11 protein-coding genes are annotated in these 14071 nt (G+C 64.5%); 7 read left to right on the plus strand and 4 right to left on the minus strand.

The annotated features are described in order from the left end of the window. Positions 1-161: 161 nt before the first annotated feature. The 6 genes from BGP85_RS04170 to BGP85_RS04195 all read left to right on the plus strand — a co-directional run bounded on the left by BGP85_RS04170 (position 162) and on the right by BGP85_RS04195 (position 6466). Entirely contained in the window at positions 162-758 is a 597-nt protein-coding gene (locus BGP85_RS04170; RefSeq protein WP_103447541.1) for a paraquat-inducible protein A, read from the plus strand. Next, a complete protein-coding gene (locus tag BGP85_RS04175) occupies positions 755-1396 on the plus strand; it encodes a paraquat-inducible protein A (protein ID WP_103447540.1) in 642 nt (213 codons plus the stop codon). The genes BGP85_RS04170 and BGP85_RS04175 overlap by 4 nt, the downstream gene beginning before the upstream one ends. Further along, the gene (locus BGP85_RS04180) at positions 1380-3020 is read left to right on the plus strand and encodes a PqiB family protein (protein WP_103447539.1); all 1641 of its coding nucleotides are present in this window, start codon (positions 1380-1382) and stop codon (positions 3018-3020) included. Before BGP85_RS04175 ends, BGP85_RS04180 begins: the two co-directional genes overlap by 17 nt. Positions 3021-3048: 28 nt before the next feature. Next, positions 3049-3585 carry a PqiC family protein gene (locus BGP85_RS04185; protein WP_103447538.1) on the plus strand — a complete coding sequence of 179 codons (537 nt, stop codon included), beginning with the start codon at positions 3049-3051 and terminating at the stop codon, positions 3583-3585. Between the two features lie 30 nt (positions 3586-3615). Beyond that, positions 3616-5490 (plus strand): diguanylate cyclase domain-containing protein, encoded by a 1875-nt coding sequence (locus BGP85_RS04190; protein WP_146048961.1) that lies wholly within the window; start codon positions 3616-3618, stop codon positions 5488-5490. A gap of 163 nt (positions 5491-5653) precedes the next feature. Beyond that, positions 5654-6466 (plus strand): substrate-binding periplasmic protein, encoded by an 813-nt coding sequence (locus BGP85_RS04195; protein ID WP_103447536.1) that lies wholly within the window; start codon positions 5654-5656, stop codon positions 6464-6466. A gap of 8 nt (positions 6467-6474) precedes the next feature. Here BGP85_RS04195 and BGP85_RS04200 read toward each other — a convergent pair whose 3' ends face one another. From BGP85_RS04200 to BGP85_RS04215, 4 genes are read right to left on the minus strand one after another with little or no spacing between them, the layout of a single operon-like run. Further along, on the minus strand, positions 6475-7488 hold the full coding sequence (locus BGP85_RS04200) for an XdhC family protein (protein ID WP_103447535.1): 1014 nt from the start codon (positions 7486-7488) through the stop codon (positions 6475-6477). Between the two features lie 13 nt (positions 7489-7501). Continuing rightward, positions 7502-8839 carry a c-type cytochrome gene (locus BGP85_RS04205; protein ID WP_103447534.1) on the minus strand — a complete coding sequence of 446 codons (1338 nt, stop codon included), beginning with the start codon at positions 8837-8839 and terminating at the stop codon, positions 7502-7504. A gap of 18 nt (positions 8840-8857) precedes the next feature. Next, on the minus strand, positions 8858-11107 hold the full coding sequence (locus BGP85_RS04210) for a xanthine dehydrogenase family protein molybdopterin-binding subunit (protein WP_103447533.1): 2250 nt from the start codon (positions 11105-11107) through the stop codon (positions 8858-8860). After that, positions 11107-11562 (minus strand): (2Fe-2S)-binding protein, encoded by a 456-nt coding sequence (locus BGP85_RS04215; RefSeq protein ID WP_103447532.1) that lies wholly within the window; start codon positions 11560-11562, stop codon positions 11107-11109. Before BGP85_RS04215 ends, BGP85_RS04210 begins: the two co-directional genes overlap by 1 nt. 246 nt (positions 11563-11808) lie before the next feature. Between BGP85_RS04215 and BGP85_RS04220 the strand changes: the two genes are divergently transcribed. Next, positions 11809-13995, plus strand: a complete 2187-nt coding sequence (locus tag BGP85_RS04220; RefSeq protein WP_103447531.1) for an OsmC domain/YcaO domain-containing protein — start codon at positions 11809-11811, stop codon at positions 13993-13995. Positions 13996-14071: the final 76 nt, after the last annotated feature.

Below are 14071 nucleotides of genomic sequence, written 5' to 3' on the forward strand. Positions count from 1 at the left end.
ATCGGTCCCCGGCCTTTCTTCTATTATCGCCATTGGATCCGCGGTGCTTTCTCTGGCTCCGTAACGCAACTTTCCCGTCTACGCTTGCTCATGTCGACGCTCGGCCCTGCGTCAATCAATGGCTGACTGCACGCATAGTGACCTGCATCCGGGAATACCGCATGAGCCAGACCGAGCCCCTGATCATCTGCGAATATTGCGATGCCGTATATCGGCGCACGCCATTGCAGCGTCACCAGCGTGCCCTCTGCCCGCGCTGTGCCGGAGTCCTGTACCGGCATGGCAGCCTGAGCATCCAGCAACGCCTGGCCCTGAGCATCACGGGTGCTGTCTTGCTGCTGTTCGCCAACCTTTATCCGGTCATGACCATCGGCATGCAAGGGTTGAGCAATTCCGCCACCCTGTGGGATTCGGTGCTGATCCTCAGCAGTGGCAGCATCACCTTCATCGCCCTGGTCATGGCGCTGGCGATCATCTTTGCGCCGGTGCTGCAAATCACCTTGCTGTGCTGGTTGCTGAGCTTTGCCCTGGCCGGGCGCAGGGCACCAGGGTTTGCCGTGAGCATGCGCTGCCTTGAAGGCCTGCGCCCCTGGAGCATGCTGGAAGTCTGCCTGCTCGGCGCGTTGGTGGCGGTCATCAAGCTGGCCGGCCTGCTCGATGTCATTCCAGGTATCGGCTTGATCGCGCTGGCCGCCCTGAGCATGCTGATCATCTACATTGCCGGCCGCGATATTCGCGACCTGTGGGAGCAGGTATGAGCACGCCGGTATTGGCCGATGACCTCGGCCTGTGCCTGTGCCACGGCTGCGGGCTGGCGTGCGAACTGGGCAAGGACCACACCTGCCCGCGCTGCGGTGCGCCCTTGCACCGGCGCAAGGCCAACGCCATCAACCGTGGCTGGGCCTTCTTGCTGGCCGCGCTGGTGTTCTACGTACCCGCCAATTTGTTGCCGGTGATGCACACCGAAATGCTCGGCAGTGGCAGCGACAGCACCATCGGTGGCGGCGTGTTGGAATTCTGGGAGGCAGGTGCCTGGGACATCGCCCTGATCATCTTTATTGCCAGCGTCGGCGTGCCGGCGATCAAGTTCTTTTCCCTTGGCCTGCTGCTGTTCACCGCCCAGCGTCGCTCCAGCTGGGCACAACGGCAGCGCTCGCAGCTGTACCGTGGCGTTGAACTGATCGGTTACTGGTCAATGCTCGATGTCATCGTCGTCGCACTGGTGGCTGCGCTGGTGCAGTTGCGCGGCCTGGGCACCATCGAACCGCGCCCGGGCATCCTGTTTTTCGGCATGGTCGTGGTGCTGACCATGTTTTCGGCAATGAGCTTCGACCCACGCTTGATCTGGGATCACCCTGGCAATGATGGAGGCCGCACTGATGGCGCAAGCGAGTGATGCGCGAAATGGGGCAGGGCAGGCAGAGGTACGCACCCGGCGCTGGAATATTTCACTGGTGTGGATCGTGCCTATCCTGGCGATCCTGGTCGGGGCCTCGCTGGTGGTGCGCAACTGGCTGCAGGAAGGGCCGGTGATTTCGATTTCCTTTCGCTCCGGTGAAGGGCTGGTGGCGCACAAGACGCAGGTCAAGTACCGCAGCGTGGTGATTGGCGAAGTGACCACCGTGGACCTGGCCGAGGACCACAACAGCGTCATCGTCAAGGTGCAACTGGCCAATGATGCGCGCTCGTTCGCCACCGAGGGGGCGCGCTTCTGGGTGGTACGCCCACGGATTGGTGCAGGCGGGGTGTCCGGCGTCGATACCTTGCTGTCCGGCAGCTTCATTGGTGCCGATGCCGGTGAGTCGAAAGCGACGGAAAAGAACTTCACTGGCCTGGAACTGCCGCCAGCGATCACCTATGGCGAGAAGGGCAAGCGTTTCCTGCTCAGCGCCGAAGACCTTGGATCGCTGGATATCGGCGCGGCCATCTATTACCGCAAGATCCCGGTGGGTGAAGTGGTGTCCTATGCCTTGCAGGACGATGGCAAGGGCGTCGAGATCGGCATCTTCGTGCAGTCGCCCTACGACAACTTCGTCACAGGCGACACTCGATTCTGGAATGCCAGCGGCGTCGACATGCAGATTGGCGCCAATGGCCTGAAGGTCGATACCGAGTCGTTGTCGTCGATACTGATCGGCGGGCTGGCCTTTGGTTCGCCCGACTTTACCGCGGATGTTCAGCCGGCAGCGGACCAGACGCACTTCCAGCTGTTTGCCGATCGTGAAGCGGCACTGGCACCGCCACACGGCAAGGGGCAGTACCTGCAGCTGCGCTTCGACCAGTCCATGCGCGGGCTGTCGGTGGGCGCTCCGGTAGAGTTCAAGGGCGTGGAGTTTGGCCGGGTCACTTCGATCAAACTGGATTACGACCCGGTGAAACAGATCTTCCCGGTGGTGGTGGATGCGGTGATCTACCCGCAGCGGCTCGGCCCGGTGCATCAGAAGATGCTGGCGGTGTTCAAACACACCGAGGGTGACCTCAACGGCGCACGGCAGCTGATCGGCACCTTCGTCGAGCATGGCCTGCGGGCGCAGGCGCGCAGCGGCAACCTGATCACCGGGCAGATGTTCATCTCCCTGGACTTCTACCCGAACGCCCCCAAGGTCGCGTTCGACAGGGAGGCCAACCCGATCGTCATTCCTACGATGCCCGGCAGCCTGGAGATGCTGCAGGAGCAGTTGCAGCATTTCGTCGAGCGTATCGGCAAGTTGCCGCTGGAGAGCATTGCCAGCAACCTCGATGGCACCCTGCGTGACCTGCGCGCCAACCTCAAGACGTTCAACAGTCAGACGCTGCCTGGGGTGAAAGCCACCCTTGACGACATGCAGAAGACCTTGAAGACGGCCAACGCGACCATTGCCGACGACTCGCCCGAGCGCGAACGGCTGGGTGAAACACTGGACGAACTGGAGCGCATGTCGCGTTCGCTGCGTGACCTGACCGACTACCTGGGGCGCCACCCCGAGTCGCTGATTCAAGGCCGGCCGAAGGCAGCCGGTGCGCAAGACTTGAGACCTTGAAAGTGAAAGGCCAAAGGAGTGTCAGCTGATGCATCGAGTGCGCAACCTGTGTGGGGCCAGCCTGCTGATCTGGCTGAGCGGCTGCAGCAGTACCCCGAACAACTACCACACCCTGGTGCCGGCGCAGCCGGTGCAAGGGGGTAGCCAGCACGTGCAGGTGAGCCGGGTCAGCCTGCCGCCGCAAGTGGACCGCCCGCAACTGGTGGTGCGCCAGGGCAGCAGCGGCCTGGCCATCCTGGAAACGGAATGGTGGGGCGCCAATCTGGTGGATGAGTTTCGCAGTGCCCTGCAGGACATGCTGGGCGGCCCGGCGCCCGGCACCAGCAGTGTGTTGAGGGTCGATGTGCAGCGCTTCGACAGCGTGCCCGGCCAATACGCCTCGCTCGATACACTGTGGCGGCTGAAGCGGCCAGGCGAGCCCGAAATTACCTGCCGGACGTCGGTCCAGACTACCGCCGACAACAGTATCAACAACCTGGTCAACGCCCATCAGGCCAATCTGCGCAAGCTGGCCGAGGCCGTGCGGGCAACGGCGGCGCCAGGCAGGTCCTGCCCAAGCTCATGAAGCGGGTGAACCAGGGTACGGGGAGCCCGCATGAAGTTACGCACGAGATTGCTCTGGCTGTTCGTACCGCCGCTGCTGCTGGTGTTGTCGCTCGTCTACTTTGCGGCCCAGGGCATGCTGCTGGCACGGCTGGACAAGCAGGACGAGCGGCTGCTGGTGGCCGAGGCCGAGCGCCTGCGCGCCTTGCTGGGCAACAGCTTCGAGCGTGACGCCAATCGCCTGCGGCAATGGGCGCAGGCAGTTCCGGGGGCGGTGCCGTCGGCGTTCCCGCTCGATGCCGCCACGCTGGGCCGCAGTGGCTTCGATTTCATCCTTTACTTCGCCAATGGTGAGCAGCGGGTGAGCTGGCGGCCACTGGACCTGGCGTCGCTGGAGCGCCCGGCCGGGGCACCAGCGCTGACCCTGAAGGCGCTGCATGACGGCGTCGCCCAGCAACTGGCGCGCCTGCTGCAGTCTCAGGATGTGGCGCCGCCCGCACAATTGCTGGCCGTGCTCAGGGTGCCGCTGATTCTGGTCGCCGTGGATACTGCGCGCAGCGGCGACAGGGCTAGCGGCGTGCTGCTGGCGGGAACATTCCTGGACAGCAAGCGCGTTGCCATGCTGCAACAGCAGTTGGGCGGTGAACTCACCTGGCTGCCGTCGGCCACCGAGCAGCAGCCGCCGGTGCTGCAGGCCGAACTGATGAGCATCGGCAATCGCGAGGTGGTCGATGCCCGCCACCAGAGCATCGACCTGCTGTTCAAGGATAGCCTTGGCGAGCCGCAGCTGCGCCTGCAACTGACCCGCGAGCGCCATTTGTACCTTGAAGGCGAGCAGCAGCTCAATGTGTTCCTCGGCGTGACGGGCGGGCTCATCGGCCTGGCCTGGTTGCTGATCTACCTCGCGCTGGACGTCACCTTGCTGCGGCGTATTGCGCGCTTGCATCAGGAGCTTCTGGCCATTGGCCCGACGGCGGCAGGGCGGCGCCTGACCGACGACGGGCGCGATGAGCTGGGCACGCTGGCGCGCGAAGCGAACCGTGCGCTGGACCGCCTGGAGCAAAGCGAAGCGCGCGACCGGGCGATTCTCGACGCCATGGAAGACGGCTATTTCGAACTGGACGAGCTGGCCAGGATCGAGTCGGTCAACCCGGCTTTCTGCAGGTTGCTCGGTTACCCGGCGACGCAGGTGATCGGCCGGACCGTTGCTTCTCTGCAGGAAGACCATGGCGCCAGCGCGCCCACGGAACCGGCAATCGCCGAGACCGAACCTGGGGCGCCGCTCTCGGCCCGGCTGCGGCGGGCCGACGGCAGCATCGGCCACTTCGAGACCCAGATCTCCAGGCGCCACAACGCCGGGGGCCGCCTGATCGGCTATCGCGGCATCCTGCACGACGTCAGCGAGCATGTGCTTCATCAACAGCAACTGTTCGACCTGGCCTATCAGGATGCGTTGACCGGGCTGGGCAATCGCAAGGCGTTCCATGAGGACCTTGCCCGGCACCTGAATGGCGATAGCCTGCCGCTGGCGCTGATTTTTCTCGATCTTGACCGCTTCAAGCAGGTCAATGACCGCTTTGGCCACGATATCGGCGATGCCTTGCTGGTATGCATGGCCGAGCGCCTGGGCAATGCGCTGCGTCAACCGGCCAAGGCCTATCGCCTGGGGGGTGACGAGTTCACCGTGATCGTCCCGATGACCGAGTTCCAGGCAGCCGATGCGCTGGCCCAGCGCTTGCTCAAGGTGCTGGGCCAGCCGGTCAGTGTCAGGGGCCTGAGCATCGACTTCGTCACCTCAAGCATCGGGCTTGCCCTTGCACCTGCCCATGCCAGCGAGGTGGATGCACTGGTCAAGGCCGCCGATCAGGCGATGTATGAAGCCAAGCGCCTGCGTGGACGGGTCTGTGTTTTCCGGCCCAGCGACTAAGTGTCGCGTAATGCGCAAATGGCGCACGAAAGGCTGGCGCACGGCCAATCCTCGGCCAGACTGTTGGTAGTACGCGGCCATCGATGCCGCCGTGGCCCACGGGATGTGGCAGCTTTCGCGACCACGCCTGACAGCTGAATGCCACAGCTTCCGCGGGGTGTAGATGATCGAGCGCTGTCGTTGCCGGCCTTTGCTGATGTCGCTCTTCATGCTTGTGCTGCCCGAAGGGGCGATAGCAGAGGCGTTGTGCGGCCAGCTGACCGCTACCGGCAATCCGGAATATCCACCGTATCTCTGGCGTGACCCGAACAACCCTGACCGCTTGATCGGGGCCAATGCCGACCTGCTCAATGAAGTGGGCAAGGCGCTTGGGCTGGAAGTGAAGGTGGTGTACGGCGGGCCCTGGTCAAGGGCGCAGGAGGAGGTGCGCACTGGGCGTATCGACCTGATGGCGGGGTACTTCCTGACCCACGAGCGCCAGCAGCAGATGGACTTCGTCAGCCCGGCGTTCCTGCATGTGCGCAGCGTGGTCTGGGTCCGTCAGGATGGCGGCTTTCCCTACCACGACTGGGCGGACCTCAAGGGCCACAATGGCGGGACGCTGGTCGGCAACAGCCACGGCCAGCAGTTCGACGACTACGCCAGGGCCAACCTGCAGCTCGAAGCGGTGCCCAGCGCCAGGCAGGCGTTCGAGAAACTGCTGCACAAGCGCAATGACTACCTGATCTATGAGCAGTACCCCGGCATGGCCCTGGCGGGAACGCAGGGTTGGGATACGCAGCTGAAGATGCTCGACCCACCGGTGGCCAGCGAGGGGCTGTACCTGGCGCTGTCGCATCAATCGAAGTGCAACCGTCCAGAGCTGCGCGAGAGGCTGGCGCAAAAAATGAAAGAGCTGGTTGCCGGGCCGGTGCCTGAGCAACTGGTCGAGAAGAATCTGGAGTTGTGGCGGCAGCAGGCGGGAGGGAAGCCTTGAGGGAGCGGCTACCCATCAACCTCCAGCGCCCGCTTGGCTTCGCTGACATTGACTGCACCGGGCAAAGTGACGCCGTTCTTGGTCGCCAGGATCTCGGCCATGACGCTGACGGCAATCTCCGCCGGGGTCTTGCTGCCGATGTAGATGCCAATCGGCCCGTGCAGGCGCTGCAGTGAGGCCTCGCTTTCGCCGAAGTGCTCGATCAGGCGCTCACGGCGTGACTGGTTGTTGCGCCGCGAACCGATCACGCCAATGTAGAACGCCGGGCTGTGCAAGGCTTCGAGCAGGGCCAGGTCGTCCAGCTTGGGGTCGTGGCTGAGGCCGACAATACAGCTGCGCAGGTCCGGAGCGAACGCACGTACCACGTCATCCGGCATACCGATGATCTTCTCCACGCCAGCGACATTCCACCCGCCCATGTATTCCGGGCGCGGGTCGCAGACCGCCACTTTGAAACCATTGAACAGGGCCATGGTCGCCAGGTACTCGGCCAGCACCCCGGCACCGATCAGCAGCATGCGATAACCAGGGCCCAGGGTGTTGAGCATGTACCGGCCATCGAAGCCGAACTGCTCCGGTGCGCCGGTGATGGTCAGGTGTACGTGGCCGCTATCCAACTCCAGCTCGCGGCGCACCAGGTTGCCGCTGTCCAGCAGTGGCAGCAGTTGCTCCAGGCTTGCCAGCGCCGGGTCGAATTCGAGGATCAGCTCGAGGGTGCCGCCGCAGGGCAGACCGAAACGTTGTGCTTCATCGGCGCTGACGCCGTAACGCACCACCTGCGGCAGGCGCGCTGGCATGCCGTCGCCCTGGTAGGCCGTGGTGTAGCGGTGGATGAGGTCGTCTTCGATGCAGCCGCCAGAGACGCTGCCGACCACTCGGCCATCGCCGCGCAGGGCCATCATCGAGCCGACGGGCCGTGGCGACGAGCCCCAGGTGCGGGCGACGGTGGCCAGCAGCACGCGCTCGCCAGCCTGGAGCCAGTCACGGGCGGTGCGCAAGACCAACAGGTCGATGCTTTCCATGGGCTGTGCCTCCTCAGCGCATATGCAGGATGATCGGGCTGCTGCTGGCCGGGTCAGTGTGCCCGCGCAGCTTGCTCACAGCCTGTGCATCCACCACACCGCCCGAGTTGCCCCAGGTATTGCGCACGAAACTCAGTACATCGGCAATCTCCTGGTCCGACAGCTGCTCGCGAAACGCCGGCATGCGGTAGGCATCCGGCACGCCAGCGGCGACGATGCGTTGCGAGCCATTGAGGGTGATGTTGATCGCCGAGGCGTTTTCCTTGGCCAACGCCGAGGTGGCACCGGCCAGCGGTGGCATCCACTCGGCCTGGCCCTTGCCGTCCAGGCCATGGCAAGTGGCACAGCGAGTGACGTAGGTGTGGGCGCCAGGGCTGTTCAGGCGCGTGGCCGCAGAAACTGCCTGGTACTGCCACGGCGTACCGTCACGCTGTGGGTCCCCGGGCAGTGACTTGAGGTAGTGGGCGATGGCGCCCAAGTCTTCATCGTTCATGAACTGCGTGGAGTTGTTGAACGCCTCGGTCATCGAACCATACACCACCGCATGCGGGTTGCGCCCGGTCTTGAGGAACTGGACGATCTCGGCCTCGCTCCAGCGGCCGAGCCCGGTGTTGTGGTCGCCGCGCAGGCTCGGCGCATACCAGCCATCGAGCAGGGCGCCGGCGAGGAACGGGGTACCGGCTTCATCCAGGGCCTTCTCGTTGAAGGCCAGGCCCCGTGGCGTGTGGCAGCTGCCGCAGTGGCCAGGGCCCTGGACGATATAGGCGCCGCGGTTCCACTGCGCGTCCTGCCCAGGCTTGGTCGCGTAAGGCTTGGTGGCGGCGAACACGCCGTTCCACAAGGCGATAGGCCAGCGCAGGTTCAGCGGCCAGGGGATATCGCTGGGGATGTTCGCCTGTTGTGCCGGCTGCACACCCTTCATGAAGAAGGCATACAGCGCCTTGACATCGTCGTCGCTGAGCTTGGCGTACGAAGGGTAGGGCATGGCCGGGTACAACCGCCGGCCGCCCGGCGCGACGCCATGGCGCACGGCGCGGTCGAAGTCGGCCAGGCTGTAGTTGCCGATGCCGGTTTCGCGGTCGGGGGTCACGTTGGTGGCGTGGATTGTGCCCAACGGCGTCGCCATTGCCAGGCCCCCGGCAAACGGCTTGCCGTCGGGCAGGCTGTGGCAGGCCACGCAGTCGCTGAGCCGGGCGACATACTCGCCACGGCTGACCAGCGCCGGCTCAACGCGTTCAGTGGTGAAAGGCGAGGCGGGCTCGCGGGTCACGTACCAGGCCAGCAGGCCGGCCGCGACCAGGCACGGCACGGCCAGCCAGCCTGCGGTTCGGGAGAAACGGCTGTGGGTCATGGGGCGGTCCTTGTCCGGTCAGCTGAAGGTGTGGCGGCTAAGCGGCAGACTACGCACGCGCTGGCCGGTGAGCTGCGCCACCGCGTTGGCCACGGCAGGGGCCACCGCCGGCAACGGCGGCTCGCCGATACCGCCCATCTTCGCCCCGCTCTCGACAATGCGCACATGCACCCGGGCCATGCGCGAGGGCGGCAGGATCGGGTACAGGTCGTAGTTGCGTGCGCGTGGCTTGCCATCGATGAACACCGCTTCTTCCACCAGCGTCTGCGACAGGCCCAGGGCCACTGCACCATTGACCTGATGCTCGATGATCGCCGGGTTGACGATGCTGCCGGGGTCGATCGCCTGCCAGATGTCGTGCACCTTGACCTGGCCGTTCTCGATCGAAACCTCGGCGATTGCCGCGGCTTCGGAGCCGAACGGCGAGGCCATGGCAATGCCGCGGGCGCGCTTGCTGCCGTCTTCTGCCGTAAACGGCCCACGCTTCCAGCCGCCGGACAACTCGGCCACCGCGTGCAGCAGGTTGGTCAGGCGCTGATTGTCACGCAGCAGGTGCAGGCGCAGTTCGTAAGGGTCCTTGCCGCCCTTGTCGGCCAGCTCGTCAAGGAACGATTCATAGAAGAAGTCGTTCAGCGAATTGCCCACCGAGCGCCAGTAGCCAAGCATGGCCGGGCCCTTGACGTAGATCTGGGCGATGCGTTTGTTGGCAATGGCGTAGGACTTGCCCGACAGCCCTTCGAGGGCCGTGGGGTCGATCTTGTCGCCTTGCTTGCCGGCGAGGGCTTCGGTCGGGCCTTCGGTGGCGCTTACTGCTTCGATCGCCACCGGCAGGCCGTCGGCATCCAGCCCTGCGCGGAACTTGACCACGGCGACCGGGCGCAGCACGTCGCGCAGGAACTCTTCTTCGCGGCTCCAGATCAGTTTGATCGGGCGGCCGACGGCCTTGGCCAAGGCGATGGCCTGTGGATACGGGTTGGCCGAGTCATACAGGAAATGGCGGCCGAAGAAGCCGCCAAGCAGCGGCGAGTGCAAGGTGATCTGCGCGGCATCCAGGCCGGTGCGCCTGGCGATGTCGTCGCGGAACATGTCCGGCGCCTGGTTGGGCAGCCAGACCTCCAGGGTGCCGTCCGGGTTGAAGCGGGCGAGGGCAGACGGCGGCTCCAGCTGGGCATGGTTGAGGTACTGGTTGTGGTAGCTGGCCTCGACCTTGGTCTTGGCATTGGCCAGGGCGCCGGCGATGTCGCCTTCATTTTCTTCATCGCGGGCCGGCCCTTCAACGGTGGCCAGGTGCTCGCGCCAGCCGTCGCTGGAAAAGTCTGCCGGCATTGGCCGCACCTTGCTGTCGGCACCCGGCTCTTTCCAGTCCACCTGGATCGCCTCCACGGCGCGCTTGGCGTGCCACCAGCGTTCGGCAATCACGGCAACCGCGCCCGGCAACTGATGCACCGAGTGCACGCCTTTCATGGCCTTGACCTGCTCCTCGTTGCGCAGGCTACCCACGGTCATGCCCAGGCGTGGCGCATGCTGCACGGCGGCATGGAGCATGCCGTCGAGCTTGATGTCGATGCAGTACTGGGCCCTGCCGGTGGATTTGTCGTAGGCGTCCAGGCGCCGCACCGGCTTGCCGATCCAGCGGAACTGGCTGGGGTCGCGCAGCTTGATGCTGGCAGGGTCCGGCACCGGCAGGTCCATGGCCCGGCCGGCCAGTTCGCCGTAGGCCAGCGAGCGGCCGGAGGCGGCGTGAATGACCTTGCCAGGCTCGGTGGACAGCTCGCCGACCGGCACGCCCCATTGCTCGGCGGCAGCCTGCATTAGCATGGCCCGGGCCAAACCGCCGAGGCGACGCATGGTCGGGTAGCTCATGCGCACCGACATGCTGCCACCGGTGATGCGCAGGCCGTTTTCCATCACCACATAGGCTTCCCCGGGCGGTGCGCTTTCGACCAGGAAGTTGGCCGGGTCGACGTCGAGTTCTTCACCGACGATCTGGGCCATGGCCGTGAAGGGGCCTTGGCCACCCTCCATGAATGGGCTGAGCAGGCGCACCTTGCCATCCGGGCGGATTTCCAGGAACGCCGGCACCTGGGTGCCGCGCTCCGGGGCGGCGGCTGCCGCTGCCTGCACGCGGGTCGCGCCCATCGGCAGGCCGAAGCCCAGCACCAGGGCACCGACCGCAGTGCCGGCCAGGAAGCGCCGGCGCGACAAGTTGACGGTTTCACCCAGTTGCAGCCTGAGCAGTTCTGCGGGGGTATCGACGGGCGTGTTCATCAGGCCTGCTCCCCTTGGGCGAGTGCATGCACGGCGGCATGGATGGCGTTGTAGGTGCCGCAGCGGCACAGGTTGACCATCGCCGCGCCGATCTGCTCGTCGCTGGGTTTGGGGGTGTGCTTGAGCAGCGCTGTGGCCGCCATCACCTGGCCAGACTGGCAGTAGCCGCACTGCGCCACCTGGTGCTCGACCCAGGCCGCCACCACGCGCTTGCCTACCGGGTCGGCCTCGACCGCCTCGATGGTGGTCACCTCGCGCCCGACCACGCCGGCCACGGGGGTGACACAGGCCCGCACGACGTTGCCATCCACTAGCACCGAGCAGGCGCCGCATTGGGCCAGGCCACAGCCATACTTGGTGCCGGTCATGCCCAGGTCGTCACGCAGCACCCACAGCAGGGGCGTGTCGGCATCGGCGTCGACCTGGTAGGTCCTTTGGTTGATATGAAGTTCCATGGCTCACCTGCTGATCATCGATTGATGGCGCTTACTGTATGGTGGGGAATACGTTGTTCCCCAATCCAGAAACGCTAGCACAGAGGCACGACCACTGGTCTGGTGGCGGGCGCAGGTCCGCAGGATCAGGCAAGCAATCCGTTGGATTGTGTAGGACGGGATACAGATGCAGAGGACTTGCGCGGCGAAAACCCGGATAATGCCGGCCTATTTCGTTTTGCACGCTCAAATCACGGTAATCCCCGCATGGAAATCAAGGTCAATTTTCTCGACAACCTTCGTCTTGAAGCCAAGTTCGACGACTTCACGGTGATCGCCGACCAGCCGATCCGCTACAAGGGCGATGGCTCGGCCCCGGGCCCGTTCGACTATTTCCTGGCCTCGTCGGCCCTGTGCGCGGCGTACTTCGTCAAGCTTTACTGCCAGACCCGCGATATTCCCACCGAGAATATCCGCCTGTCGCAGAACAACATCGTCGACCCGGAGAACCGCTACAACCAGATCTTCAAGATCCAGGTCGAGCTGCCCGAAGACATTTCCGAGAAAGACCGCCAGGGCATCCTGCGCTCCATCGACCGCTGCACCGTGAAGAAAGTGGTACAGACCGGCCCCGAGTTCATCATCGAGGAAGTCGACAACCTCGACGCCGATGCCCAGGGCCTGCTGATGCCGGTGGCCGACACCACCACCTACATCCCCGGCAAGGACCTGCCGCTGGAGCAGACCATCGCCAACATGTCCGGCATCCTCGCCGGCCTGGGCATGAAGATCGAGATCGCCTCCTGGCGCAACATCGTGCCCAACGTCTGGTCGTTGCACGTGCGCGATGCGCAGTCGCCGATGTGCTTCACCAACGGCAAGGGTTCGACCAAAGAGGCCGCTCTGGCCTCGGCGCTGGGCGAGTTCATCGAGCGGCTCAACTGCAACTTCTTCTACAACGATCAGTTCTGGGGCGAGGACATCGCCAACGCACCGTTCGTGCATTACCCGAACGAGCAGTGGTTCAAGCCAGGGCCGAAGGACGCGCTGCCGGCGCAAATCCTCGACGAACACTGCCTGGAGATCTACAACGCCGACGGCGAACTGCGCGGGTCGCACCTGTACGACACCAACTCGGGCAACACCGAACGCGGTATCTGCTCGTTGCCGTTCGTGCGCCAGTCCGACCAGCAGGTGGTGTATTTCCCGTCCAACCTGATCGAGAACCTGTTCCTCAGCAACGGCATGAGCGCCGGCAACACCCTGGCCGAAGCCCAGGTGCAGTGCCTGTCGGAAATCTTCGAGCGTGCGGTCAAGCGCGAAATCCTCGAGGGCGAGCTGGCCCTGCCGGATGTACCTCAGGACGTGCTGGCCAAATATCCGGGCATCCTCGCCGGTATCCAGGGCCTGGAAGAGCAGGGCTTCCCGGTGCTGGTCAAGGACGCCTCGCTGGGCGGTGAGTTCCCGGTGATGTGCGTGACCTTGATGAACCCGCGCACCGGCGGCGTGTTCGCCTCGTTCGGCGCCCACCCGAGCTTTGAAGTGGCGCTCGAGCGCAGCCTCACCGAACTGCTGCAGGGCCGCAGCTTCGAGGGCCTCAACGACCTGCCACAGCCGACCTTCGAAAGCCATGCACTGACCGAGCCGAACAACTTCGTCGAGCATTTCATCGATTCCAGCGGTGTGGTGTCGTGGCGCTTCTTCAGTGCCAAGGCCGATTTCGAGTTCGTCGAGTGGGACTTCTCCGGCCATGGCGAGGACTCCAACATCCAGGAAGCCGCAACCCTGTTCGGCATCCTCGAAGACCTCGGCAAAGAGGTGTACATGGCGGTGTACGACAACCTTGGCGCCACCGCCTGCCGCATCCTGGTACCGGGTTATTCCGAGATCTATCCGGTCGAGGACCTGATCTGGGACAACACCAACCGTGCCCTGGGCTTCCGTGCCGACATCCTCAACCTGCACAGCCTCGACGACCGCGCCCTGCGCGCGCTGCGCCGTCGCCTGGATAAATGCGAGGTGGATGACTACACCACCATCACCACCTTGATCGGCGTCGAGTTCGACGAGAACGCGGTGTGGGGCCAGCTGACCATCCTTGAGCTGAAGCTGTTGATCTGCCTGGCGCTCAAGCGCTTCGAGGATGCCAAGGAGCTGGTCGAGGCGTTCTTGCAGTTCAATGACAACACCGTCGAGCGCGGCCTGTTCTACCAGGCGCTGAATGTGGTGCTGGAAGTGCAGCTGGATGAAGAGCTGGAAATGGCCGACTACGAGGTCAACTTCCGTCGCATGTTTGGCAACCCGCGGATGGACGCGGTGCTGGGTTCGATCGATGGTAGCGTGCGCTTCCATGGGCTGACCCCGACCAGCATGAAGTTGGAAGGGCTGGACCGCCATCTGCGCCTGATCGAGAGCTACAAGAAGCTGCATGCTGCGCGGGCCAAGTTTGCCTGACCGACCCAGGGGAGCGAATGGGCTGCAATGCAGCCCTCGATAGCCGGCCTGACGCGTTGCTCAACAGCGCATAACC

It is taken from the genome of Pseudomonas putida (assembly GCF_002906855.1).
In the GTDB taxonomy this organism is placed as follows: Bacteria; Pseudomonadota; Gammaproteobacteria; order Pseudomonadales; family Pseudomonadaceae; genus Aquipseudomonas; species Aquipseudomonas putida_N.